This is a genomic window from Paenibacillus sp. 2003 (assembly GCF_031455635.1).
GTDB lineage: Bacteria > Bacillota > Bacilli > Paenibacillales > Paenibacillaceae > Paenibacillus > Paenibacillus amylolyticus_B.
Genome location: NZ_JAVDTB010000001.1, coordinates 2,334,850 through 2,359,853 on the forward strand (window position 1 = coordinate 2,334,850; position 25,004 = coordinate 2,359,853).

The 25,004-nt window shown below is 43.8% G+C and carries 23 protein-coding genes, 1 pseudogene and 1 riboswitch; of the genes and pseudogenes, 5 read left to right on the forward strand and 19 right to left on the reverse strand.

Features of this window, described 5'->3' with window-relative positions:
• Positions 1 to 105: 105 nt before the first annotated feature.
• From J2X75_RS10015 to J2X75_RS10080, 14 genes and pseudogenes are all read right to left on the reverse strand, one after another.
• Positions 106 to 855 (reverse strand): glucose 1-dehydrogenase, encoded by a 750-nt coding sequence (locus tag J2X75_RS10015; protein ID WP_076250310.1) that lies wholly within the window; start codon positions 853 to 855, stop codon positions 106 to 108.
• Positions 856 to 1,002: 147 nt separating this feature from the next.
• The gene (locus tag J2X75_RS10020; protein ID WP_076250308.1) at positions 1,003 to 1,395 is read right to left on the reverse strand and encodes a DUF2500 domain-containing protein; all 393 of its coding nucleotides are present in this window, start codon (positions 1,393 to 1,395) and stop codon (positions 1,003 to 1,005) included.
• A 207-nt stretch (positions 1,396 to 1,602) separates the two neighbouring features.
• Positions 1,603 to 2,172 (reverse strand): hypothetical protein, encoded by a 570-nt coding sequence (locus tag J2X75_RS10025; RefSeq protein WP_310336117.1) that lies wholly within the window; start codon positions 2,170 to 2,172, stop codon positions 1,603 to 1,605.
• A gap of 250 nt (positions 2,173 to 2,422) precedes the next feature.
• On the reverse strand, positions 2,423 to 3,562 hold the full coding sequence (locus J2X75_RS10030; RefSeq protein WP_310336118.1) for a collagen-like protein: 1,140 nt from the start codon (positions 3,560 to 3,562) through the stop codon (positions 2,423 to 2,425).
• A 315-nt stretch (positions 3,563 to 3,877) separates the two neighbouring features.
• Positions 3,878 to 4,471 carry a C39 family peptidase gene (locus tag J2X75_RS10035; protein WP_310336120.1) on the reverse strand — a complete coding sequence of 198 codons (594 nt, stop codon included), beginning with the start codon at positions 4,469 to 4,471 and terminating at the stop codon, positions 3,878 to 3,880.
• Between the two features lie 42 nt (positions 4,472 to 4,513).
• The gene (locus tag J2X75_RS10040) at positions 4,514 to 5,056 is read right to left on the reverse strand and encodes a GNAT family N-acetyltransferase (protein WP_310336121.1); all 543 of its coding nucleotides are present in this window, start codon (positions 5,054 to 5,056) and stop codon (positions 4,514 to 4,516) included.
• Between the two features lie 44 nt (positions 5,057 to 5,100).
• Positions 5,101 to 5,595 carry an AAA family ATPase gene (locus J2X75_RS10045; protein WP_310336123.1) on the reverse strand — a complete coding sequence of 165 codons (495 nt, stop codon included), beginning with the start codon at positions 5,593 to 5,595 and terminating at the stop codon, positions 5,101 to 5,103.
• A gap of 102 nt (positions 5,596 to 5,697) precedes the next feature.
• A complete protein-coding gene (locus tag J2X75_RS10050; RefSeq protein WP_310336124.1) occupies positions 5,698 to 6,768 on the reverse strand; it encodes a CHAP domain-containing protein in 1,071 nt (356 codons plus the stop codon).
• Positions 6,769 to 6,900: 132 nt separating this feature from the next.
• Positions 6,901 to 7,326: an NUDIX hydrolase gene (locus tag J2X75_RS10055; RefSeq protein WP_091019571.1), complete on the reverse strand. Its 426-nt coding sequence runs from the start codon at positions 7,324 to 7,326 to the stop codon at positions 6,901 to 6,903.
• 57 nt (positions 7,327 to 7,383) lie between these two features.
• Entirely contained in the window at positions 7,384 to 8,163 is a 780-nt protein-coding gene (locus J2X75_RS10060; RefSeq protein WP_310336125.1) for a phosphotransferase family protein, read from the reverse strand.
• A 61-nt stretch (positions 8,164 to 8,224) separates the two neighbouring features.
• Positions 8,225 to 10,018 (reverse strand): serine hydrolase domain-containing protein, encoded by a 1,794-nt coding sequence (locus J2X75_RS10065; RefSeq protein WP_310336126.1) that lies wholly within the window; start codon positions 10,016 to 10,018, stop codon positions 8,225 to 8,227.
• Positions 10,019 to 10,035: 17 nt separating this feature from the next.
• Positions 10,036 to 10,335: pseudogene (locus J2X75_RS30345) on the reverse strand (class I SAM-dependent methyltransferase); the annotation flags it as partial.
• A 692-nt stretch (positions 10,336 to 11,027) separates the two neighbouring features.
• The gene (locus tag J2X75_RS10075) at positions 11,028 to 11,237 is read right to left on the reverse strand and encodes a hypothetical protein (RefSeq protein WP_124115211.1); all 210 of its coding nucleotides are present in this window, start codon (positions 11,235 to 11,237) and stop codon (positions 11,028 to 11,030) included.
• Between the two features lie 148 nt (positions 11,238 to 11,385).
• A complete protein-coding gene (locus J2X75_RS10080; protein ID WP_310336128.1) occupies positions 11,386 to 12,663 on the reverse strand; it encodes a WD40/YVTN/BNR-like repeat-containing protein in 1,278 nt (425 codons plus the stop codon).
• 336 nt (positions 12,664 to 12,999) lie between these two features.
• On the opposite strand from J2X75_RS10080, the gene J2X75_RS10085 reads away from it, so the two are divergent.
• Positions 13,000 to 13,929 carry an L-lactate dehydrogenase gene (locus J2X75_RS10085; RefSeq protein ID WP_076217081.1) on the forward strand — a complete coding sequence of 310 codons (930 nt, stop codon included), beginning with the start codon at positions 13,000 to 13,002 and terminating at the stop codon, positions 13,927 to 13,929.
• Between the two features lie 278 nt (positions 13,930 to 14,207).
• Here the strand turns inward: J2X75_RS10085 and J2X75_RS10090 are convergent, their stop codons facing one another.
• From J2X75_RS10090 to J2X75_RS10110, 5 genes are all read right to left on the reverse strand, one after another.
• Entirely contained in the window at positions 14,208 to 15,128 is a 921-nt protein-coding gene (locus tag J2X75_RS10090) for a tyrosine-type recombinase/integrase (RefSeq protein WP_091029457.1), read from the reverse strand.
• 93 nt (positions 15,129 to 15,221) lie between these two features.
• On the reverse strand, positions 15,222 to 16,301 hold the full coding sequence (locus J2X75_RS10095) for a hypothetical protein (RefSeq protein WP_310336130.1): 1,080 nt from the start codon (positions 16,299 to 16,301) through the stop codon (positions 15,222 to 15,224).
• 259 nt (positions 16,302 to 16,560) lie between these two features.
• Positions 16,561 to 17,997 (reverse strand): branched-chain amino acid transporter BcaP, encoded by a 1,437-nt coding sequence (bcaP, locus tag J2X75_RS10100; RefSeq protein ID WP_310336131.1) that lies wholly within the window; start codon positions 17,995 to 17,997, stop codon positions 16,561 to 16,563.
• A gap of 521 nt (positions 17,998 to 18,518) precedes the next feature.
• Positions 18,519 to 19,886 (reverse strand): amidohydrolase family protein, encoded by a 1,368-nt coding sequence (locus tag J2X75_RS10105; RefSeq protein ID WP_397383375.1) that lies wholly within the window; start codon positions 19,884 to 19,886, stop codon positions 18,519 to 18,521.
• 119 nt (positions 19,887 to 20,005) lie between these two features.
• A complete protein-coding gene (locus J2X75_RS10110) occupies positions 20,006 to 20,557 on the reverse strand; it encodes a CGNR zinc finger domain-containing protein (protein WP_310336133.1) in 552 nt (183 codons plus the stop codon).
• Positions 20,558 to 20,701: 144 nt separating this feature from the next.
• Here J2X75_RS10110 and J2X75_RS10115 point away from each other — a divergent pair, with 144 nt between their 5' ends.
• The 4 genes from J2X75_RS10115 to J2X75_RS10130 all read left to right on the forward strand — a co-directional run bounded on the left by J2X75_RS10115 (position 20,702) and on the right by J2X75_RS10130 (position 24,987).
• Positions 20,702 to 21,202: a DinB family protein gene (locus tag J2X75_RS10115; protein ID WP_310336134.1), complete on the forward strand. Its 501-nt coding sequence runs from the start codon at positions 20,702 to 20,704 to the stop codon at positions 21,200 to 21,202.
• An 84-nt stretch (positions 21,203 to 21,286) separates the two neighbouring features.
• Positions 21,287 to 21,440, forward strand: a riboswitch (FMN riboswitch).
• A gap of 144 nt (positions 21,441 to 21,584) precedes the next feature.
• Positions 21,585 to 22,565, forward strand: coding sequence for a DMT family transporter (locus J2X75_RS10120; protein WP_310336135.1), 981 nt, complete (start codon positions 21,585 to 21,587; stop codon positions 22,563 to 22,565).
• 199 nt (positions 22,566 to 22,764) lie between these two features.
• Positions 22,765 to 24,261: an amidase gene (locus tag J2X75_RS10125; RefSeq protein WP_310336731.1), complete on the forward strand. Its 1,497-nt coding sequence runs from the start codon at positions 22,765 to 22,767 to the stop codon at positions 24,259 to 24,261.
• Between the two features lie 213 nt (positions 24,262 to 24,474).
• Positions 24,475 to 24,987 carry a DUF3231 family protein gene (locus tag J2X75_RS10130; protein ID WP_237174895.1) on the forward strand — a complete coding sequence of 171 codons (513 nt, stop codon included), beginning with the start codon at positions 24,475 to 24,477 and terminating at the stop codon, positions 24,985 to 24,987.
• The last annotated feature ends 17 nt before the right edge of the window (positions 24,988 to 25,004 follow it).

Below are 25,004 nucleotides of genomic sequence, written 5' to 3' on the forward strand. Positions count from 1 at the left end.
ATTATAGCAACCGAGTTATTAAAAACAAATAAGCCCAAGTGCTTAACTTGGGCTTATTACTCTTAAGTTGGGACAGCTTAGGGCTCGCCCGGCTCAATCCCGGTTCTAGTCCTCATATATCATTTTTCGGGTCATGCCTCCATCAATAACGAGGTTGGTCCCTGTGACAAAGGTATTGCTTGGATCAGACAAATATAGACAAGCACGGGAGATATCCGAAGGAACACCCACACGACCGGATGGATGCTGTTCATGATCCTCCTTTTTCAATTTCTCCACGTCACCTGTCTCAATCCATCCCGGACTGATACAATTGACCCGAATTTGGTCCTTGCCCAGTGAGACCGCCAGCGCATGTGTCAGAGCTACAATGGCTCCTTTGGATGCGGCATAAGCTTCAGTATCCGGCTCAGACATCAGCGCACGGGTAGAAGCCATGTTGATAATGGCACCCCCGTGTTCATTGCTTTTCATATGTTTGGCTGCTTCCCGACTTGCCAAAAAGCAACTTCTCACATTTGTATTGAGTACATCGTCCCATTCTTCCAGCGTCAGCTCATAGGGTGACTTCCACTTGGCGAGTCCCGCATTATTCACCAAAACATCAATTTGCTTGAATTCTTCCACGGTTGTACGAAAAAGATTCGTAATATCCTGCTCGCTCCGAACATCACATTGAACAAAGATGGCTTCTCCGCCTTCATTACGAATGGAAGCTGCGGCTGCCGCACCCTCGGCTTCCTTGTGATCGGCAAGTACAACTTTGGCTCCAGCGACCGCATAAGCCTCGGCCACACTTCGTCCTATCCCTTGAGCGGCACCGGTTACAACAACGACCTGATCTGTAAATGACATATGGTTTGCCTCCTCTATGGTAATGATCCTTCGATCATAATCTTATTAAGCCTCTTCTTATATAAAAACACGTTAGGCCCATTAAGAAACGCTTGTCCAGCAATTAATCAAAAAAAGCTCACGCCATCCTGGCGCAAGCTGCTCAGTTTAACCACGTAGGCGTTCAGAATATACGCGATTATATCGCTCGAAGCCTACATAACGTGTTCCTTTGAACGAGAGTCGTCCTTCATCCCCCTCAGCGCACAAACCATACTCTTCGCCATTGACTTTGAATTCGAGCCGATCTCCACTTTCTACTTCAAAGGTGACGTAGTATAGCGTTCGTGCTGTACTGCCCGGTTCAGATTGCGACTGACTCATCTTCATCCGTCTGCTGGTGATTCGTGAAGGCACGGTCAATAGCGGCTCCGAGTTGTTGCGTCCCCACTTCCATACCTCCTTTCCCATCGACAGAAGGACTATACCTATAATCAGAACAAATACAACCGGAAAGACGGTTCCAAACAAATCAAACATCCAGGATGATTCAATGCCCATGTCTCTCCCTCCGTTCATACAACTTAGGACAGCCGGAGTCTTGACCCGTCTCCTGTAATGTATATGCACGTAAACAAGGAACTTGTTATCGGGATTGAAATCGAACGGTTCGAAGGGAAAACCCTCCGGCAGAATACCAAAGGGTTGCTTTATACGAAAATAAGTACTATTTCATTATCTAATACCCTGCTGCCTAGCAGCCCTATTTTACTTAAAGGTTGTTGCAAATCGATGATCCAACAATATAACCTGATTGACCTGTCCCTCTTTTGTCAGCATAAACGATGCACGATAGATAGCCAGATCATCTTTTTCCGCTTGCAGCGCTTTCTCATCCAGGAATGTTTCCTTCTGAATATGATAGGCATAATCGATATTACGTTCAGATTCGACTAAAACATATTGCTTGCCATACAGATCAAGAATCTCTTGATGTGTCATCCCCGCCTTTGCCCCGCGAGCCGTCTTAAAGTACCCTTTCGAGTCCTTATTCAAGATGATACTGACGACTTTGGCATCCCTGTAGCCAATCGTGATCCCGTTATTGTATTGATAGGATTGACCCACAGCGGTTGATGTTCCCTCACCGAGGATTTTCTCAGCCTCTTCCTGACTCATTCCATACGTAATCTTATCCTCACTGTCGGTCTTCGTCACAGCCAGATCCTGTTCTGAAAATTCGTTTGGATTGAATTTGCTATTGCTGCAAGCCGTGATCATGATTAATAATAATGCCGCAACAACCCATGTTATTTTTCTCCAGTGTCCATTCTTCATGTACTCACCTCTGATGTTTATCCAATATTTTATCATATTAACTACTGAAAAATAATTAGTAGTGACTTTTCACCATTCCTCACAAAACAAAAAGAGTATCCGATATGTAGTTACTTCTGTACCATTATCCGCTCCAACTGAGATAACAGCCTCAGGTAAAGCACTGCTATCTCAGTTCAAGCAAACCCATGTTACCGTTGTGGATGCATATTTAATAAAGTTGAGGAAAGTTGCTAGCCTGTTAACGGACTCATGCTAATTGTGTGATCACAAGATGTGCGGATACAGGTCTAGTTCCACCCGCAAGTGGCGTGATTGTTAATGCTGTAGCATTACCAGCCGGGTTCCGCACAGTCAGAATAGAATTAATCACGGTTGTCTGCACTAAAGCCATACCCACAATCTGAGACGTTCCCGTTGCTCGCCCAACTACAGTAGGAGCCAAATCTGCCCCATTGAGAGTTAAGATTAATTGACCCGCTTCATTGATGCTTACTTGGAACAAAATCTGATACGTACCAATGGCTGCCAGATTGAATGAACTAGGCCCCGTGCGGGCGATAGTTGTTCCACTTGTCGGCCCATTCTGAGGAAAGCTTACATCTGTACCGGGAGCAACCGTTGCAGCATTATCAGGTGGCATCAGCGCGAAAAAGTCAGCAAATCCCAGCACGCTTCCGGCTGCTCCTGTCGCACCTGTAGATCCTGTTGCCCCAGCGGGACCCGCTACTCCCGTTGCACCTGTCGGACCTGCTGCTCCAGCAGGACCCACTGCTCCTGTTGCACCAGCTGGGCCTGCAAGGCCTACTGCTCCAGCAGGACCTACCGCTCCTGTTGCACCAGCTGGGCCTGCCGGGCCTACTGCTCCAGCAGGACCTACCGCTCCTGCTGCACCGGCTGGGCCTGCTGGGCCTGTCGCACCCGTCGGCCCAACAGCCCCAGGAAAACCTTGAGGTCCAATTGCTCCGGCAGGTCCGGGATTACCTTGCGGACCTTGTGGCCCTACAGCCCCCGCTTCTCCCGGAATCCCCTGTGCTCCCATGGGTCCAGCAGGTCCGACCGGACCTTGAGAGCCTACCGCTCCAGCAGGACCAGGCTGTCCCTGAGGTCCTTGTGGTCCAGGTGGCCCCCCCGCTGGTCCTTGAGCTCCAGGTGGCCCTTCTGCCCCTTGTTTACCTGGAATACCCTGTACGCCCTGTACGCCTTGTATACCTTGTGGTCCTGTTGGGCCAACGACAGTAGGGGTAGATATGTTCACCTCTGGAGGCGGACATTTTACTTGAACGAACTTTTTAACCACTTTCAATCGGCGGTCTTTTCTTTTAACTTTACATGGATGTAATGTTGCCTTTTTTCTCTTCATACGTTTCTTCACTTCTGAATGACTCACAGTATCGACACCTCCCTATAGACATAGTTTAACGTACGTATGTAGATAAATAGATGCGTGGACGAACAACCAATTTAATTAAAAACTCCGCTGATTACTAGGTAAAACAATAAAATCAGTAGCAACTGCCTATACGTTTGATCTATTTTGTTCATAACCATCGATTAAAGCGAACTGCTTTATGTGAGGAGATTTGTTCAAAAAAACTCATGCCATTTGGGCATGAGTTGCTTGGTTTAACCACGCAGACAATCCGAATAAAACCGATTAGTTCGTTCAAAGCAAATATATCCTGTCCCTTAAAAGAGGGCCGTCTTAAATCTGCATCGGGTGTACGACGATATAGGAGTTTTGAGAAAAAGGTAACCACGACCTCCATAACATGTTGAGTTCACTTATGCTGATTTTTCGATTGTAATATTCTTCATCACAATTAATCTTGTGGTCTAACGATTCTGCCAAGTAAAAATGTGTTTCATCATAGCCAACGACGGGAACAAAATGCAAATAACGTTGTTTGGCATGTACTCTAATAAATAATATAACAGGCACACCCTTGCTGATCTGTTTCTTCAACGTATTCACATTTCCTCGTAAGTACATTGCCTGATATCCTAGTTTTCTGAAAAAAACAACGACTGCTTTGGGATATACCGTCCCATCCAGTAATTTTCGAGGATAGGTTTCATAAAGCTTTGTTCCGTTGGACTCCAAACCGAAATGTCTCAAGACGAACGCACTGGAAAATGCAGCGCATTCGTAGTTTTTCTGAATATCCAACCGATTTAAAGATTGAATGTAATATGTGCGTGGCACATTAACCGTGTACATGCGATCTTTCTTAGGAAAACTGAAATAAAGGGAGATCACCCAGAGAATAATCAACCAAAGTAATACATTGAGAAGCAATTCGTGACCTCCTTCGTCTCATCAGACGATGTACTCTAACGTTTAAGTAAGCCATTCACTAGACAGCAGACTATACGTCACAATATTCTCATAATGATCGTAGACCCATTGAGCTTCTCTGGATGTTCCCTCATTTGAAAATCCGATTTTCTCAGGTATAGCTCTGCTTTTTAAATTATTTTCTGCACATTGAATGATCACACGATTTAACTTCAACTCGTTAAAAAGGTATTTAAGCAATTGCTCTATTGATTTGGTAATGATTCCTTTACCCTGTGCTGACTCAGCTAAAAAATATCCAATGCTCGTTGTTCGATTATTCCAATCAATATAATGCAATCCTAACATCCCGACCAATTGTTCATTGAACCATATTCCGGAATCAAAACCGTTCTTCTCTTCATAATTATGTGTCCATACATCTATTACAGAATCTAAATCGCTGGGCGATTGTCGTTTATCAACCCAGAGTAACCACTCTCTCAAGTACTTTCTGTTCTCATCAATTAACGCATACAAATGATCTTTATCTTGAGATTGGATCAGCTTTAATACAATAGATTCATTCACTTGAAAAGGTAGCATCCCGTTCCTCCCACTCAATCTAACTATAAGGTTATTTTAGGTGTTCATTCCTCGCACCAGTTCTTTAATACCCATTCTTTAATTTGTTCAGCTACTCCCTCTGCTGTAAGTTCTGTCGTATCAATTGTTTGCATTGGCGGGTCAAACGCATTTTCCGAATTCTGTAGTAACCAATTTGCAAAATTCTTGTGATCTTCGATCGAGTTCTCGTCCCACCCACGAGCTCTTAAACGCGTCTCGCGAGTAACATCGTCACAATGCAAATTCATATATAGAATTCGATCAAATCGATCTATGTAATCGGACGATGCAATGTTTTCCGGCACCATCGTTCCGCATAAAACAGTCCCTCGTCCACTTAGCGATATGTTATACGCAATCCTCAACCAATTCTCTTTGGCAATCTGCCAATCCACGTTATCGATGATATCCATATCAAAGACGTCAAATTCGGGAAGTTGCTCCCGAACATGCGAAGAGATCGTTGTTTTTCCTGTTCCACTCGCGCCTGTCACTACAAATAAAGATAGTTTGTTCATGTCAGTTCCTCCAATAGATAGAAGTCAGCTTTTAAAGTTTACTTGTAATAATTCATTAACACATCTGCGTGTGCTACTTCCAGCCACGCAATCTCAGATAGTTCAAATTGGTCTATACTCTCCTTGAAAATTAAATTGATAGCTGTCACTTACACGGATATATCCGAGAATACAATATCCTCTTTCTCTGTATAAAACGCTAGAGTAGTTTTTATTGTCTGTGTTCCCCTCTGCAACCAATAATTGATCACCGTCACAGGTCAAAACAATTCCAATGTGATCGTGAGAATTATCCCTTAAGAGCTTCTCATAAATGACTATATCACCACGCTCTGGTTCAAAACCTTCTTGCATATCCCGATAAAAGAATCCTGTTTCAGCTAGCTTAGCCCAGTCCAACCAAGCACCCACCCCAGCTAATCGATACATTCGATTAGGATATCGAATAGGGAGTTTTATTCCAACTTCCATACAACAATGATATACAAATGCAGCACACCAATTGGCTTCAAGTATTTTATAGATATCAGAATCCGGCCAATACCTGCAAATTTCCTGATATCGTTGATCCCCTGGAGTACCAATAATATTTTGCCTTGCCAGCGTTTCTGCTAGATCAGCTAACTTGGAACGCCGGTCTTCAGTATTTATGTTAACTGTTTGCACATTAACATTAACGTCTGCTTTTATTTTCTCCTTCGATATCCCCAATTCAGTAAATACATTCTCTAATCTACTTATCTCTATCTTTGATAAGCTTCTACCTGGATTCTGGAAGTACATCTGAAACAGTATGGCATCTTTAATAATTTCTTCATATGGGCCATGAACTAGATGTGTATCTTCCTGATAAAAGATTGATTTAAGAATGATAGACAGTTCATCTGTCGTAAAGATTTCAGCACTGCGTAATATCGGTCTAACAGCATCCGCACTATTAGAACCAGGAAAGTCTTCGATTCCTGTTTTGTAGAAATAAAAACCGTGGAGTAACCCTGCAATCGCAGTAATTTCCGAATCCTGTACTCTTTTCATAGCAAGCATGGAAGCTAAATTAGAAACCCCATAAAGATGGACCAACATACCTTCCTTGTTAATACTTTCCTCAAGAAGCATTTCATGAACGAGACTACGAACAGTGTCCAGCCGTTTAGATTTATTTCCCGAACTCAAACTTTGGCCTCCCTACCTTTCTTGACTGGGTCATATTCGGCTTTATTCCTAGACCCATATCTATGATGAATCTGCAATTAAAGGTAATATTAGAGAATACACTGTAATATGTACCACGCTTCTGGGAAACTTTTAAATATTATTCTTATCACTGAACTCAATGCAAAAAGGTTGCATCTCAGGGTTTAAACAATACTCTATTCTTTCTCTGAAGTTTTTCCATTCGACTTTTAAAATGGCTTCTTCAATTGGAAAGAAACCAGAGTCTAAACTCTCCGATGATGTCGTTAATTCCCCACCTATCGGTCTTGCTAGAAATAATGTGTTACATATTGAATTTTCGATATTCTGAAATATTCCACAAAACTTGATGATTTCAATGTCGATGCCAGATTCTTCTTTCGTCTCTCTAATTGCAGCTTGACTAAGAGATTCTCCTTCTTCTACTTGACCACCTGGCATTTCCCATCCTCTTCGCGGTCCTCTAATAAGTAATAATTCATTTTTGTCGTTTATCACGATTGCAGCGGCAGATAAGATGTGTTTTGGAGGGCTCATTTTTTCGACTCCTTCTAAAGAGATTAATATACGTTTGAAGAACAAATTATAGCCAGACTAAAAGAAGTTATATATCCCATCTTCAAAGTAATTGTATTCTTCATCCGTGACTCTTAACTTTCCATACCCCTTATAAAATATTTCTTTATCTCTTTCATTATCAAACGCATTAGGTTTTGGTCGAATGGCTAATGCTACATCATATCTTGGATCGCCATAAGCTGCTCCTGCCCAGTCAATAACTCCAACAATATTGCAATCATTAACTAGCACATTATCTATAGTAAAATCTCCATGAATGAAAGTGTTCTCTATTGGTTTTGGTCTTGCTTCTTTCAACTGTTGCAGTAGTTCTGCTGATCCGTCTACAGCAAAATGATTTAGATTATATTCTGCTTTATTAAGCATTGTATCTAACCAAGGACTGTCATTGTTCAATAATTCAACAGGACAAGAGCATTCATGTATTTTCTTTAGACAAAGCCCAAAGTTAAAAATCGTTTTTTCTTTACTTTGGAGGTCAGGCATCTTAGAGAGAAATTCTCTTAAACTTATTCCATCAATATAATCCATCAGAAGCCATCTCGATGTGTCCTCCATATGAAATGAATATACCTTTGGAACAGGGAGTCCCGTATGGTAAAGGTATTGGAGCACCTTATATTCATCGGATAACCATTCATTATAAAGATCGTTTTCTGTCTTCTTGATGATGTACTTTTGATCAAACGTATCCAGTATAGCCACAGTAGAAGTATGACCCTGCTTAGGAAAAGTGATTTTCTGGACTTCCCCTATATGTTCTTTTATTTCAATTGGGAGATCTTGAATGTTCATAGTTTTATCCTTTCTACTATCTCATGCTCTTTCTGATCATGTTCTCGTCGATAATTCCGCTCTAAAAGTACAAATCCCATCCCATAATAAAAGCAGCAAATAGGAAAGCCGACATGCCAGACATGATGTATACCGCCTTTTGCTTGTTACTGTAACTTCTCTTCAGCAGTTTGTAGAACATCAAGATAAGGTACGCCACAGCTAGAATTACATAAAGCAGGTTTAAAATGAGATGTATGCGTAATGAAGAATAAGGGGCAAAGCCTAAGGCGCGCATGAACAATAGGATCGTATTCAAAATGAATGCCAGACTGGCAATATTAATGGCAATATGATATTTATCAAATCCTGTGCCGGGTCTTTCCCCGTTTTTTAATTTATATTTGGATAACCGAATAAAATAGCCAATTATAGCTCTCAAACTGAGCAGGATGGCTACTGCAAGAGCAATAAAAGATGCTTTGATCAAGTTTATCGTTAAATTGGACATGGGCAAAAAGTCATTATAAGGAATGGAGGCCTTCTCAATAGTCCCGTTACGCTCAACAATATTTGCAAAGTTACTAAGGTCAAATGTGGTATACTTCTGCAGACTTAACATCGAATATGCCTTCGTAAAACCGGAAACGACCCGTCGCGCAGGCAGATAATATCCCCCACTCTCAGATGTAACCGAATTTGTACTGAAGCTACTTCCAAACACCTTCTGGACAAGACCAACGTTATAAGCCATTTCATTTGACTGGTTTGTCATGACCACTAACCCAAAATTAGACTCCGGGTCAATAACAAATTTACTTGTAAATCCCGCCGTACTTCCAGCGTGTTCCAGTGCAGGCACCCAGTACTCCACTTCAAAGAAGCCATGTGCAATTCGAGGATTAGAAGTTCCATCATAATATAGACTGGTTGACAGCATCTCGTCTAACGTATCCTTGTTCGCGAATATTAAATTGCTACGATCCACAGGCATCAAGGCTGCGAGAAATTTAGCTGCATCCTCTGCTGTGCCAATGGCGCCCCCCGCAGGGTATAAGCTTATGTATGCTCTGTTCTTAGGAATTAGTTTCAGATTCGTAGTGTAACCCTGAATCTCATTTCTTCGTTTCAAGACGTTTAGATTATCGTATTGTGATGGGTGAATCGATGTGTCTTTCATGTTCAGTGGTTTAAATATATGTTCGTTGACATATTTGTAAAAGGGTTGTCCGCTTTGCACTTCAACGATGTAAGCAGCCATAGCCGTACCATAGTTTGAATAAGCAACGACACTCCCAGGTTTATCGATCTGCCTCGGCTCAAATTTTTGTAAAGCTTCACCTAATTCCACAATATCACTCTCGGATGAATACCATAAATCGATCAATCTATCCTCCCATCCTGCGTTATGATGCATAAGGTTCATTAGGGTAATGGGAGCATCGTATTCAAGCTTCTTTAGAAATCCTTCCGGCAAATATCCCTGAATATCGGTATCCAAATCAAGCTTTCCCTGTTCTACAAGCTGCATAACACTCGTCCAGACCAATAGTTTAGAAGTTGAACCCCATTCAAATACAGTAGAGGTGTCTGCCTTTCTCTGTTGCTCAAGATCTGCGTATCCATAGGCCTTATTCACAATGGTCTCACCGTTCTTGATAGCTACAACCGAAACGGCAGCGGTATTCTTCTGATTCATGGCCACATATGAATCAATCGTTTCCTCTAGCGAAGAAAACGTAATTCTGGAGGGTGTTGTCTCCTCTTGCTCTACCTCAGCACGCACAGATACCGCACATGTCATTATGATGAATGCAAGTACAAAAACACAAGTAATTACTTTATTAACATAGTAATATTTTTGATTAATCTTCATTGGCTACCCCTTATTATCTACAATAGTTTTCTTGCCTTTACCACAAAGGTTATAGGGAGCATCTTTGCTTTATTGGCAAAATCATCGTTTTGCAGTTGCCTTAATTCTTCATCAGATTCCTCAATCAATTGCTCAATGGCAAATCCAGCTTTGGCCAACGCATTCACATAGGTTGATAGTTTACGATCCAATAATGCTAACTTACTTTCGCAAAGAGTTACCGAATACTAAGATTCATCAACCTAACATTTTAAAAAAACCAGTCTATCCTCTTCTGTAGCAACACATTTGTGGATAGGGCGAGACCAACTAAAGATAATACCCATCCTTTCTTGGAACCAATAAATCAATTCCACATTTTGAGAAAATTACCTTAATTATTTCTATAATAACCCATGCTGCAATATTTGCGAAGTACATTTAAAAGCGCATACATTTCACTCCAAATCAAAAAGAACCCTCCCGCAGGAGCGTTCTCCGTGAATCATAGGCTTAGCGTATATCAGATCCATCTTACTATACTTTTCGCTCACATACGTTTGTAGTTGCACAAGCTGATTTATTGCTTCCCATCTGAGTTTTAATTATAGAATGTATCATTTATACATTACAAAAAATCATATTATGCTTCCTCCCTGCCCTGGGCAGCGGGAGGAAGCATCGAGCAGTTAGAGAGAGGTGTCTATAAACAATATGTGTTGTTGTGTGTGTTGCATCTGACCATCTATTTAATGATCAAGTTTAAGTTTATCCATTACACCTACTAATTATTCTTGGACGCACAGCCTTGTGGCCATGGACATCTTAACACAAAACAAAAAAAAGGCACTACCAGCGTTCTGCCAGCAGTGCCTCTCTAATATTCCCATTTAAATGATTCGTGAGAATCATTCCAACCCGCTTCTACTAACGCAGCAACACCTATGCTCAAACCATTTCATTAGTCACTGCGGTCTCTGAATATTGGAAAAACGTTGATATATCAGCTTTTTTTGATTAGTTTCGATTACTATGCGTACATCAAGTCCATAAACCCGCGAGTTACATCTCCACCTTCAGCTGGTTCGGGTTGGTCTGCCTGTGCGTGTTCTGCCATGCAAGCCTTTACTGCATCCTCTGTTGTACAACGATTGGCATCGTCACATGTGTAGCATAATTGAAGCATGTATCTGGTTAATTCATCCGCCTGCGTGAATTGAGTTTGACCGTTGGTTCTCATCTTCATCACTCCTTCTCTTGTTGAGTTAAATATATCACCTTCTAGTGGATTTATTTGTGATTTATTTCACAAACTAAACAAAAAAAGAAAAGGAACCCTTAGGCTCCTCTTCTTTCTCCTATCTATTCACATCGATAACACTCTACGTTTATAGTACTTTCCAATGTACACCGCCATCTACCGTTTGCAATAACAACGATCTTTTGGCATCTGTATTTTCAACCAATATCCAGCCAAGCTTGGGGTTAACCATCTGAATCTTCACAATCTCCGGATAGTCTTCGAGAATTTTCTCCAGTACACTGCTTGCAGGAAGAGCGCTCCACGTTTTGCCCGCATCCTTGGTGTGATAGGTTATGCCCTTTTGCATCGCCCAACCTTCCGATGCGTTTAGAAATACCGGTGAAAGGTTACGATTCGGACCCGTTTGTTTGTTTAAAGTGAAATTGGACAGCTTCCAGCTCTTCCCGCCATCGGTGGTAAAGAATCCATTAAATGTCGTGCTCTCCCCTTGAGAACAGGACATTGACATCCAGGCTGATTGCGCTTCACGTCCAAAAAATTGTGGTGAACTAACACTGAAATTACCACACCCGTTGAATTTGTTTCGATCAAAGAAGGTTTGTCCAGTATTCCAGTTCTCTCCGCCGTCTGATGTTACATACAACTTCGGTGTGCCGAACTCTAGCGCTATTAAGAAACCATGCTTTGGATCCGAAAAAGTCATCCCTGTGGTGTATCCACGTTTGGAAATCTCTTCTGCTTCCTGTTTGCCATCTTCATCACTGGATGACATCCGATTCCAGGTGATTCCACCGTCCTCGGTGAAGTAAAGTTTCTTGTCCTGTTTACCAATAGCGGTATCGACCGTAGTGAGAATCCAGCCTTTTTCAGGAGATACAAATGAGATCGCAGTCACTTTATCCGTCTTGGACAGAGAAGACAGACTCCAAGTTACGCCCCCATTATTAGTGCGAAGCACCATGGTATCTGTTCCACCCATACCTTCACGAACAATCCAACCATGTGCACGATCTACAAAATAAATGCTTTGTCCATATTTAGGGTTAGCCGGAAACTGTACATTTTCCGAAGGTGAGATATTGGTCCAGGTCTTTCCCTGATCCTGAGTGTAGTACAGGCGCAGCGCATTCCGCGTCACACCCCACGCCAATCCTCCGTTGTCATTGAGCAACTGAAAGTCAGTCAAACGGGTCTGTATTTGGTACTTGGCCATATCTGCAGATTCTGTACTGTTCACAGGGGGAACGACAGTTAATGTCTGCCCTGTATTTCCGGCGTCCTCCTGCTGCTGCGGAGGTTCTGCTTCCGGAGGTTGATCTGAGTCAGTGCATGCAGCCAATAAGGCTGCTATACCTATAGACAGCAATGCTGTCTGCGCGATTTTGATCCATTGCAAACGCAAGTGGGTTCCACCTCTCTCATCCAATATACAGGCGCGCATGCCTGTCCTATGGCGTTTTATTTACGATTCATCAGAATCCACTGCTCCTATTCTACCACAAACCTTATGTAAAAGGCTCATTGCCCACTCATGGTTGGCCCGCTCCCTTTTTCAAGCTGATGCTCTGGGCTATATGCCACACATTTATTACCATTAATTTCATCCTAAACTGTTTTTCGACGGAATAATTGGTAAAAAGACATGAAATGTGAACTATTTTATAGACAACACTCGCTTTATATTCTCTAATCCCTTAATATGGATGGGAGTATAACCCAAAAAGGAGAGGATATGAACATGACAAATAGTGCAGCTCTGAAACCAAGTCGTGTCGTGATTGTAGGCATGGGTGCGGTGGGAACAACAACGGGATACACGCTAATGTTGAGACAGCGTTCATCCGAGTTGGTATTTGTGGATGTGAATCATGATAAAGCAACCGGCGAAATGCTGGATATGAACCACGGTCTTCCATTTACGGGAGGCGTGAAAGTATGGGCTGGCGATTATTCCGACTGCAAAGATGCAGATATCATTATTATTACAGCGGGTGCTTCCCAGAAACCGGGTGAAACCCGGATTGATCTGCTGAAGAAAAATGCAAGCATTTTCAAAGATATTATCGAGCGCATTACTGAAGTGAACTCTCATGGAATTTTACTGATTGCAACCAATCCTGTAGATATTTTGTCCTATACTTCGTGGAAACAAAGCGGATGGCCTGCTTCCCGTGTCATCGGTTCAGGTACATTGCTCGATAGCGCACGTTTCCGTTACCTGATTGGTAAGAATAAAGGGATCGACCCTCGTAGTATTCACGCACACATTATTGGTGAGCATGGAGATTCCGAAGTACCGGTATGGAGCCTGGCTAACGTTGCAGGAACAGATCTGGAATTGGATGAAGAAACACAACAGGATATTTTCGACCGCACCAAAAATGCAGCGTATGAGATTATTAATGCCAAAGGAGCGACTTCCTATGCAATCGCCCTTGCTCTGGACCGCATTGTAGCTGCAATTCTCGGCAACGAAGGCTCCGTTCTGAACGTATCCACTTACCTTGAAGACTACAATGGTGTATCGGATGTTTATCTGGGTGTTCCATGTGTTGTCGATCGCAACGGTGTGCGCGAGATTCTGCCTCTACCGCTGAATGAATCCGAGAAAGTGGCTTTCCAGGCATCTGCTAACAAATTAAAAGAACAGATCGCTGGTTTGGAATAATCCTGCCACAAAACACGCAACCATTCATGGTGTGAACGATTTAGCATGTTAAACGTTGTGAATTAAGATATCCGCGCTAGCCAAAAGGACCATTTGTTCTTCCAGAGAGAAGAAGCGAATGGTTCTTTGGTTTGGCTTCTATTTATATACCTATTTAGTTATCAGGTAATAAGTTTACATAATATTAATTATGTTTAAATCTCCACCATCAAATCAATAACAAAAAAGCCTGTCACTTGGACAGACTCCTTTTCGGATTAAAGATTAGCTTTTCACTTCTAATATGACGGAAGTTTAACGTCCAGCAGAGCCATAGCCTCTTCTTTCTCCCTACTGGTGACGTGTGTGTACACGGTTGTTGTTTGAATCGACGCGTGACCAAGCAGTTCCTGAACCGTACGCAAGTCGGCTCCACGCCGTAACATCATGGTAGCGAAGGAGTGACGCAGCTTATGACTGGAGTAGTTTTGACGTTGATTAGCTGGTGATTCCTGCTGGAAGCGTTCAAACGTTTCCGTAGATATGAGCTGGATACTGCGAATAGACAGTCTTTTTCCTTTTTGCGAGACAAATAAAGCTTCCTCTTTTGGCCTCCAAGGATCGAGACGCTCAGCCATTGCTTGAGATAATACTTTTGCCACGGTCTCCGGTACAGGGAGCGAGCGCCATTTACGACCTTTACCAAATACATCCAATGTACGCCGCTCCGCATTATAGTCTTTGCAATCCAACGCATGCACTTCTCCGACCCGTAATCCCATATATCCCATCAGTAGAAAAACAGCCAGATTACGTGTGCGATACTTGCCTTCTACCGACTCCAGGAAACGTGTCAGCCCACTTTCATCAAGGAAAACGGGCGCACGGTTTTTCTCGGTTTTGGATTTTTTGATCCCAAACGCCGGATTATTGGTTAACAATTCGAGTTCAATGAGGGACTTGTAAAAACAGTTCACCGCCGCATGTTTGCGATTTCTCGTGGCATCACTAACCCCACGCTCCCGCGCACGGGACAGAAAAGACAATACATGCAGCTTTTTGACCTGCTCCAGTGACTTTCCTTGAATGGAGACCAGGAATTCCACCACGTCACCCGTGTATGATTTTACCGTATGGCCTGTATATCCGGCGTCCTTCATCCATATGTGAAAAGCTTCTAGCTCGTCCGCATATTGCTCCTGAATCTCCTCGGTCATCATCTGTCTACGTCACCTCGATTCGGTTAAAATTGACTATGATTATTTACACGGGCACTGCGATGACAGAACAACCTTCCTAAGTTGAACAGTGCTCTACGCTTCATCCACAATGACAATGTCAATCAGCGGAATGATCGTTTCGGGTTTGCCTTGACTGCGAGTAAGTACAAACGATGGCAATGGATTCTCGTGCAGCCCATTCACGGATTCACAGATCTGAGTATATAAATCCATGTGCAAAGTCTCGCCTTCACCCGCCACATCAATGACAGGCCAATCATTCTGAACGCAGGCAGGCCAGTAAGCCAGCTCATTCGCAGGTACGATACTTAATTGTTGAATGGACGGATCAATACGGTAGATCCCTTGCCGTTCAGGTTCATCGCCCAACTTGTCCACGGCAAGTATTCGAGCAGACTGCTCATCTGGTGCAGAATAGAGTGAATAACACCACGGAGTCACGCCCCAGGCGATCGCCATCAGCCCCTCTTCCAGCAAAGTATCCGACAGGTTTCCTTCTGCAAATTGTTCGATCAGATTATGGTTACCCAGTCCCATCAGTTCCTCTACACGTTCAGCGAGTCGAGGCAGGTCAGCGAGGATGAATCCTCCTCTGCCGTAGGAGTCAAACACATGATGGTTTCTGCTCCACACAGCTTGAGATGGTGAACTCAACGACGCTGCTTCTGCCGGGAAAAGCGATATAAATGCGGTAATCACCTGCGCGTACTTAACCATTGCAATCTGCTCAGGTTCGAGTGCACCTTCAGCAATACGTGGTGTTTTCATATGCAGGGAGATTCGAAGTTCGTATTCCCCTGCTGTAAATGCTGACCAACCAAAATCAACAGAATGTTCAACGCCTTCAATAGAAGCAATGGAGATCGAGCTATCCGGTTTCAGGTTAACAGCATACTGCACGTATGCTAACTCCTGACCATAGATGATATTGGCATCTTGACGATCAACGGGTGATTCCAACTGTTGTGCAATGACAGATACCTTACGTCCATCCTTCAGAAGACGCTGCGGATCAATATCCAACTGCAATCCGTCTTCACGTCCTAATTGTGAAACAATTAACTGCGCCTCTGCAAGTACGGATGAGTCAGCTAGTGCAAATCCAAAAGCTGCATTTTGATGATCTGAATTCGTATGTAATGGTGTGTTCATGATACATCCCCTCTCTTATGTCTGATGGCATGTCACATCCCCAAATATATTTCATATTTGGCTCAGCCGCAACCCCGCCCCCGTGATTAAGTTGGTTACGTCCCTTATTACTTACCCATATATGAAGAAAATTCCAACCTTCCCTGCTGTTATCACCCTTTATCTTTCTATATAAAAAAATTCCCCATCGCGCTTCGCCTAAGCGATACGAAATGAGGAAAAATGAAGATGTTCTCGGTTAAAGACGTTCTCAACTAATCTATTTATCCTTCGCTCTGAAAACACTGGAGATCCGGCGTGCCGGATTCAGATGACTATAATGGCGTCCATACGCAAAGTAGATAATCAATCCGATGATCAACCAAGCAAAAAACGTAATCCATGTCAGCGCTGCAAGGCGTGTCATCAAGTATACACAACCCAAGGCACTCAGAATCGGAATGAGTGGCACAAGTGGAACGCGGAAGCCGCGTTTGAGATCAGGGTTATTTTTACGCAACACAATAATGCCCAGACTTACAACTGCAAAAGCAAACAATGTTCCGATGTTCGTAAGCTCCGCCAAATGTCCCAACGAGATGAACCCGGAGAACAGAGCCACGATAATGCCTGCAACCCATGTCCCTACAGCTGGTGTCTGACTTTTACCACTAACCTTGGAGAAGACAGGTGACAGTAGTCCGTCACGAGACATGGAATAGAGCAATCGTGTCTGACCATACATCATGACCAGCAATACCGTCGTAATCCCCGCAATCGCTCCAAGAGATACAATCCAGGATAATCCCTTTAATTGAACAAATTCAAATGCAAACGCCACCGGATCACTTACATTCAACATGTTATACGGCACGATCCCTGTGAGAATCAATGATACAACGATGTAGAGAACGGTACAGATCGCCAGTGACGCAATAATTCCAATCGGCAAATCCCGTTGAGGCCGCTTGACCTCTTCTGCAGCTGTGGAGACCGCATCAAATCCGATGTAAGCAAAGAATACGGTTGCTGCTCCAGCTGTTACACCTGAGATACCAAAAGGCAAAAATGGCTGCCAGTTGGTTGGCTCTACATAGAAAACACCTACACCAATGAAGATCAGCACCACGATAATTTTAATCGCTACCATGATGCCGTTCGCACGAGCAGCTTCCTTCACCCCTCGAGTAAGGAGGAAAGTGATAATTAACGTAATGACCGCAGCTGTGATGTCAAAAAAGGTTCCCTTTTCCGGGCTGAACGCACTCGTAAGCGCATGTGGTAACTCCAATCCGAATCCGGACAATAACGTCTGGAAATATCCCGACCACCCGCTGGCTACCGCCGCACTTGCGAATCCATACTCCAATATCAGATCCCATCCCAGAATCCATGCAATCACTTCGCCAAAAGCCGTATAACTATATGTGTACGCACTACCCGATGCCGGTATGCTTGAGGCAAATTCCGAGTAACATAATGCTGCGAATGCACATATGATACCTGCCAGCAAAAATGACAGTACAAGGCCCGGGCCAGCATACGTTGCGGCAGCTACACCGGTCAGCACAAAAATCCCGGTACCAATAATGGCACCCACCCCAAGTGTGGTTAAGTCCAACGGACCGAGCGCCCTTTTCAATGCACTGCTGTTATCACCCGCTGAGGCAATTGGTTTTTTACGAAATAATGAAGATCGATGTTCGTTCTCACGCATAGTCATGTTCCTCTCATCATGAATCTTGAATGTCTATGGATGTAGCAGAGATTGGATGGCTTCCCATCTGTTCTATGAAAAAGTCATTTGTTCTATCTTATCGATCACCTATAAAAACCTATCGAATTCTACACGTTATCGCGTTGCTTGGTTAAATTTATTTTTGGAGATCACATATTTTGTTCTTTTTCCGCGAAAATTATCATGATATGTTGCACGTGGATGAATATGAAAATCGATTTAAAACAAAACTGCGTATAATTTATATTATGCGCAGTTTTTATGAGTCTTAATTTTCGTGAAAAACATCTTATATTCTTTGTTATCTGAAGTTGCAAGAATGAGAGCTCTTTTCGTCTTTTTCCGCTGTCCCTTCCTCCGTTATCCTGTCTAATTCGACGATATGCTAGCATGTAAAAGAGCCACATCACATGATATGGCTCTTCCTTTCCTCTTTATACAGCTTGAGGTGTATATGAAAATACGAAGTAAATATTTCTTAGCTTATATGAAAAAGCGAATCACGAGAAAGCAATTCTCTCCGCGTCCGACATCCGGTATTGGGATAACAAATATTCTTGACTCTGCATCGCTGCATGACGAATGGCGTCCAAATCAACATGCAACAGCTTACCCTCTCGCTTCACGAGTCTACCTGCTACAAAAACCATATCCACATTGGATGGATTGGCAAATTGTACGACAGCGCCGATTGGATCATGGACGGGGAACAGATTCAGATCGGTAGTACGAATCATGATCAGATCTGCTTCCTTTCCTGGGGTCAACGTACCGACCTTCTGCTCTAATCCCAATGCTTGTGCACCAGCCGAAGTTGCAAATCTCAGTACTTGGCTGGACTGCAAGTTTAATTCACCTGGCATCTCACCCTGCTGCAGAAGTTCTTCGTTGGCTCTGGATCGTTCAGCCTGAAGTGCAAACTTCATCTGCGAGAACATATCTCCGCCTGTGGAGGTTACAACATCTACACCAAGTGTAGGGGTTCCACCATGTTCAAGAAAATAGCCGGTGGCCGGGTATCCATGCCCCATCATCATTTCAACCTCAGGTGTGACCGACAGGGAAGCACCGCTATCCGCCAACATTTTATATTCATCCATCCCCATGGTGTTACCATGAACAATATTTACTCGAGGACTTAACACCCCCGCTTCATACATGTGACTAATTGAGCGATCTATCGATCCCCAGCTGCCAAATCCGGCGTGCATGGAACAGATGGCATCCAGTTCTTGGGCCAGCTCGATCTCTTTTACGGTTGTATCCCAATGACTGAACTCTGGACCACGAATGGCAAGCCCATAAGTAAGCAATTGATCCCGTGATGAAAAATAACGTTCTTTGACTCTTCGCACATCATTTGAATATGTCAGTTGACTATCCCGGTTCCAGTAGTTCGTCTCACCAGGCACTCCGTGAGCAAATACTGCCCGAATCCCCGCATCCTGAAGACCACGAATCAGTTCATCCGTATGGTCAGGGGAATATGGCATACTCCAATCCAACACTGTCGTAACACCTGCATTAAGCGCTTCCAAGGAACCGAGCAGGTTAGCAATATAACTATCCTGTGGGCGGAGCTTACTTCCCATCGCACCATAATAGAGATTCTGCAAATAAACAGGCAATGACCAATTGGTTCCCGCTGTTTTGACCAGTGATTCCCACATATGCCGATGTGTATCCACCAGCCCAGGCATAATAATCATGGATGAAGCATCGATGACCTCCACATCCGGAATATCCAGGTCGGGCTGGACCGCCGTGATCAGTGAATCCTGGATCAGGACGTCCGCCCTTTTATACTGTCCAATTCGAGCATCCATCGACAACACGCAGCCATTTTTCAACAGATAACTTGTCCGCACAAGACACATCTCCCATCTTATTGGTTTGAAAGACGAACATATCCTGCATACGAATCCGAACGGCTTCTGACTGTTTTTTCGCTAGTATATATACATTATATAGTTATTGTTAATATTTATCAATTTTGGGTTTTTCGTTTCGCTCGAAATCTTCTGACTTTCATCAGGTTCCCGCACATCTTATCATCACAGTACTTCTGTGTTCTGCTTCGGGTATCATCATAGAACATCCAGCGACAATCCGAATTATCACAGATCCGAATCCTTCCCCCTTCTCCCTCCACCAGAGTCAAAGCAAAATCAGCAGCTACCTCAGCCATAACCTGTTGCCAGTGAGCTTCTACAGCTATTAGTTGGAGTTTCAATCCCTGATCAATTGTAGTCAATGTTCTTCTCACATGCCCTGCTTCCATAACACCATTCAACCATTGTTTTTCTTTATCCGTTAATGATGCTCCAGAAGACAAGCGGGCTCCAAGGGCCAACAAATCATTCCTGAAATTTCTCATCGATAACTCATCTTCTGGAGATGCAGGTACAGAAGCCTGGAGTTGCCATCGATCCAAAAATTCTTGCTGCCAGTTCGCCTCACCGAGCCTGTCCTCCGATCGATCTCCCCCACGCCAATCATGATAATCGCTGTTTACAAAATCGGTCCAAAGTCTGTCCATGTCTACCTCCGTTTAGTGTAACTACCTTAATTTAATAAAGATGGTTACACTCTGTCTTTGATGTGTTATATTAAGTGTAACCTCATTAATCAGTTTTAGCTAGTTACATCACAAATCACCATGATACTCAAGGAGGAAACGACAATGACAAAAACAACAGCATTAGATGTGTTACTTATTCAAAAGGATGATACATGGGATCAATGCAATTGGATTGTACCTTTGTCGAAGTCTTTGGAAGGTCTTACAGCAGAGCAAGCAGCTTGGATTCCACCCTCAGGAGGATTAAGCATCTGGCAGTTGGTTAACCATATGTATTATTACAATCATCGCTTATTATTTCGTATTCAGGGTAAAGAACCTACTCTTCCTGCTGTAGACTCCAATGAATACACGTTTGGCAATTCTGGAGATGCAACGGATGAAGCCGGATGGAATACACTGATGAAGAGTACAACTCGATTAGCCCAACAGTTGCGAGATCAATTGGCTGCACTCGAAGAGTCAGAACTTGAAGCTGCTTATATGGACTCCGAAGAGAAATGGGCACACGAACTTGCCCGCTGGATACTTCATGATGCGTATCACACAGGTCAGATCGTGCTTCTTCGCAGACAACAAGGAAGCTGGAAAATCGTTTTCTAAAAAAAATGCTTGAACTGCTAGCGCTTACAGGAATAAGATGAAATTATTAATGTTACAGCTTGTTCAACACACTATATAATTGAATAGGATCTTCGGGGTAGGGTGCAATTCCCAACCGGCGGTGATGTTCTTCGGAACCAGCCCGCGACTCGCTATTTGTTCTTAACAAAGGACATTTAGCGACTGACTTGGTGTGAATCCAAGGCCGACGGTACAGTCCGGATGAGAGAAGATCAACACATTGACATGCCGTTCACGGGAAGGCCTCTTTCCTGAGGCATGTCCTTGGATGAGCCCCCGTTTATTTGGTATATACCAAAACGGGGGCTTTTGTCGATTTTGCCAACTGAAGATTCCGTGTTCTGACGAAGGAGTCCTGAATATGGAAAAGGCATCAGCAGCATCACCTGTTTACCGCAAGGAACGAAGTAATACCGGATTCTGGCTTGTAGTTCTCGGCGCCGCCTTATGGGGTGTCGACCCACTCTTCCGCATTATTTTGCTAAACACGATGACATCCACGCAGATTGTACTGGTGGAACATATCATCGTCAGTCTTATTGCCATTCCCGTGCTGTGGAAATTCCGGTCTGACCTGAAGAACCTGCGCGCTCGCCACTGGATAGCCGTGATTTTTATTTCATGGGGAGGATCAGCACTCGCAACGGTATTGTTCACTATGGCGCTTACACATAACGATCCGAATACGGTGCTTTTATTGCAAAAAATGCAACCGCTCTTCGCTATCGTGCTGGCTAAATTGTTATTGAAAGAAACGTTACCACGGCGCTTCGGTGGATTGTTCTTCATTGCATTAGCAGGAACCTACCTGCTTACATTTGGCTTCACATTGCCATTAGGTAACTGGGACAACTGGATTCATGCTGGAAGCTTGTTATCCCTTGGGGCTGCTGCCTTATGGGGAGGTTCAACCGTTATGGGCCGATTGATGCTGGGGCAGGCGCGTTATGAAACGGTCACCTCCCTGCGCTTTGTCGTTGCTCTCCCGCTCCTGATCTTTATGACGTGGAACGAAGGTGCAGCATGGACGTTTCCATCCGGAACGGGTGAACAGACTGCTGTTATCCTCAATATTCTCGGTCAGGCATTGTTACCAGGTTTGCTAAGTCTTCTGTTGTATTACAAAGGTCTGTCGTCAACCAAAGCCTCTGTTGCAACACTCGCGGAACTTAGCTTCCCGATGGCGGGTGTGTTGGTGAACTGGATTGCTTTCCGTACACTGATTACATGGGAACAGCTGCTTGGTTTTATCCTGATCTGGGTAGCCCTCTTCGCCATTTCCAGACAGCAGGAAAGATCATCAACTGCGGCCGATGCGGCACCGAAGCTGCGTACAGAGTAAGTGGATATATCCGAGGTTCTCATATAAACAAATAGTCAAATATAAAAATAAAACCATTGCACATCAAATTAGATGAGCAGTGGTTTTTTTATTTCCATTACTCGATAAGTCTCTTCTATGTTTTGTCTTTTATCCAATCCGGTGGTACGATGACATATGGAATAAACAGATGAATTATATTCAGAGAGGAACGATCATGATGTCTTCATTCTCATATACCTCCTACGACGCCGTAAGTTTGGCTGAACTGATCCGATCCCGGGAAGTATCCCCGGTTGAAATGCTGGAAGCGGCGTTTGCACGCCTTGAAGAAGTGAATCCGCAACTTAATGCGGTTATTCGTACATATGAAAATCGCGCACGGGAGGCAGCCGGTTTGGTTCGCCCTGGAGAACAACCTTTTGCAGGTGTGCCCCTGCTCCTGAAGGATATCTCACAATCCTTGGAAGGTGAATTTCTGACTTCAGGCTCTCGTCTGTTCAGCGAGCATCGGGCATTACGCAATTCCAATTTTGTCACTCGACTCCGTGATGCAGGCTTTATCTTCATAGGACATACCAATACGCCTGAATTTGGTTTGAAAAATATTACCGAGCCCCGTCTTCATGGTCCAACTCGCAATCCCTGGAATATTAATCACTCTCCAGGTGGATCAAGCGGTGGTGCCGCAGCCGCTGTAGCTTCGGGTATTGTTCCCCTGGCTGGAGCCAGTGACGGAGGTGGTTCGATTCGTATCCCGGCTTCCTTTAGCGGATTGTTTGGATTAAAGCCAACCCGCGGACGGACACCTGTGGGACCTGGAGTTGGTCGTCAATGGCAAGGCGCATCCATTGATTTTGCCCTATCCCGCTCGGTTCGGGACAGTGCCGCCCTGCTCGATACATTGCAAGTCATTCAGCCTGAAGCTGCGTTTCATGCACCACTATTCCCAGGCAGTTACTTGGCAGATATAAGCTATCCACATCAACGCAAACTGAAAATTGCATACACAACGGATTCGCCCGTGGGTACACCCGTCAGTGGTGAAGCCAAAGAAGCTGTATACAAGCTCGTTCACTGGTTGGAAGACCAAGGTCATCTTGTTGAAGAAAAGCTGAGTCCAGTCAACGGAGTCAGGCTGATGGAGAACTATTACATGATGAACAGTGGAGAGATGGCCGCGATGATCTCTTCCATGGAACGATCCATGGGCCGGGCTCTGACCTCTGACGATATGGAGATTGAATCCTGGGTTCTGGCCGAAGCTGGCAAAAAAGTCTCTGCTGCCGAGTTTGTACATAGTCTGGCTGAATGGGATGTAGCCGCTGCTCAGATGTCCACTTTGTTTGAGCGTTACGACTTCTACGTCACACCCGTTAATGCATTTTCTGCGCCCAAAATTGGAGAGTTAACACCGCATGATGAACAGATCCGTAACCTGATGCGGATCAGCGAACTGGACAAGACCCAGCAGCAACAACTCATCTATGAAATGTTTGAGCCAAGTCTTACGTATACTCCGTTCACCCAGCTTGCGAATTTAACAGGCCAGCCTGCGATAAGTGTGCCTTTGCATATGACACCAGAAGGTTTGCCAATGGGTGTTCAGGTGATGGCAACCAAAGGACGTGAAGATTGGTTGCTGCATCTCGCTGGTCAGCTTGAAAAGTCAGAATTATGGATCGGGATGAATGGTAACCCACTTTTTCCAGTTTAAAAATACACGTTACACTCCTACCAGCAGATTTGTTCTGCTGGTTTTTTCTTTTTAATATACAAGATAAAATAGTTTAGATTTGGTGTTTTTTTACATAATAAATATGATGTTAATCTATGTAACATTCTCCATTCCCTGTTCTGTGCATAATTTTATAGAATACAGGCGATCATAAGTTGGTGGTAAATTAACCTACTGGAGGGAAATCAAATCATGGGTATTCTAAGTGGCAACCCCAAGAACGAGCCGATGCATTATGGTGAAATCTTTAGTGTATGGCAATGTTCCACGATAGCTAAGGGGGCTGTTTCTTGCTATCAAGCTTATATGAGTCATGCAGGAGATAAAGATTTAAAGAAAATCTTGGAAGATCTGCTGGACCAAGCCAAACTCGAAATTAAAGAATGCGATACACTATTGACTGAAAATGGTATTGCTCCTGCACCAACACTGCCGGAAAGACCACATGTAGAGTTTGAGGATATCCCGGCTGGCGCAAGATTCACAGATCCTGAGATTGCTGCAAAAGTAACAGCTGATACAGCCATGGGTCTGGTTGCTGCAAGCCAAACGATTGGGCAATCGATCAGAGAAGATATTGGGGCGCTATTCGCCAAATATCATGCGACCAAGACCGCTTTAGGCTTACGAATTCTTCAAATGAACAAAGAAAAAGGTTGGCTCATTCCCCCACCGCTTCAAGTCAAAAGACCGGATTCAGAATAGAGTTCATTGGACGACGT

Excerpts from the sequence above, each read along its gene's own strand:
- J2X75_RS10015 (WP_076250310.1), bottom strand. The coding sequence starts at position 855 with ATGTCATTTACAGATCAGGTCGTTGTTGTAACCGGTGCCGCTCAAGGG.
- J2X75_RS10020 (WP_076250308.1), bottom strand. The coding sequence starts at position 1,395 with ATGGGCATTGAATCATCCTGGATGTTTGATTTGTTTGGAACCGTCTTT.
- J2X75_RS10025 (WP_310336117.1), bottom strand. The coding sequence starts at position 2,172 with ATGAAGAATGGACACTGGAGAAAAATAACATGGGTTGTTGCGGCATTA.
- J2X75_RS10040 (WP_310336121.1), bottom strand. The coding sequence starts at position 5,056 with ATGCTACCTTTTCAAGTGAATGAATCTATTGTATTAAAGCTGATCCAA.
- J2X75_RS10045 (WP_310336123.1), bottom strand. The coding sequence starts at position 5,595 with ATGAACAAACTATCTTTATTTGTAGTGACAGGCGCGAGTGGAACAGGA.
- J2X75_RS10055 (WP_091019571.1), bottom strand. The coding sequence starts at position 7,326 with ATGAGCCCTCCAAAACACATCTTATCTGCCGCTGCAATCGTGATAAAC.
- J2X75_RS10060 (WP_310336125.1), bottom strand. The coding sequence starts at position 8,163 with ATGAACATTCAAGATCTCCCAATTGAAATAAAAGAACATATAGGGGAA.
- J2X75_RS10065 (WP_310336126.1), bottom strand. The coding sequence starts at position 10,018 with ATGAAGATTAATCAAAAATATTACTATGTTAATAAAGTAATTACTTGT.
- J2X75_RS10075 (WP_124115211.1), bottom strand. The coding sequence starts at position 11,237 with ATGAGAACCAACGGTCAAACTCAATTCACGCAGGCGGATGAATTAACC.
- J2X75_RS10085 (WP_076217081.1), top strand. The coding sequence starts at position 13,000 with ATGACAAATAGTGCAGCTCTGAAACCAAGTCGTGTCGTGATTGTAGGC.
- J2X75_RS10090 (WP_091029457.1), bottom strand. The coding sequence starts at position 15,128 with ATGATGACCGAGGAGATTCAGGAGCAATATGCGGACGAGCTAGAAGCT.
- J2X75_RS10095 (WP_310336130.1), bottom strand. The coding sequence starts at position 16,301 with ATGAACACACCATTACATACGAATTCAGATCATCAAAATGCAGCTTTT.
- bcaP (WP_310336131.1), bottom strand. The coding sequence starts at position 17,997 with ATGCGTGAGAACGAACATCGATCTTCATTATTTCGTAAAAAACCAATT.
- J2X75_RS10110 (WP_310336133.1), bottom strand. The coding sequence starts at position 20,557 with ATGGACAGACTTTGGACCGATTTTGTAAACAGCGATTATCATGATTGG.
- J2X75_RS10115 (WP_310336134.1), top strand. The coding sequence starts at position 20,702 with ATGACAAAAACAACAGCATTAGATGTGTTACTTATTCAAAAGGATGAT.
- J2X75_RS10120 (WP_310336135.1), top strand. The coding sequence starts at position 21,585 with ATGGAAAAGGCATCAGCAGCATCACCTGTTTACCGCAAGGAACGAAGT.
- J2X75_RS10125 (WP_310336731.1), top strand. The coding sequence starts at position 22,765 with ATGTCTTCATTCTCATATACCTCCTACGACGCCGTAAGTTTGGCTGAA.
- J2X75_RS10130 (WP_237174895.1), top strand. The coding sequence starts at position 24,475 with ATGGGTATTCTAAGTGGCAACCCCAAGAACGAGCCGATGCATTATGGT.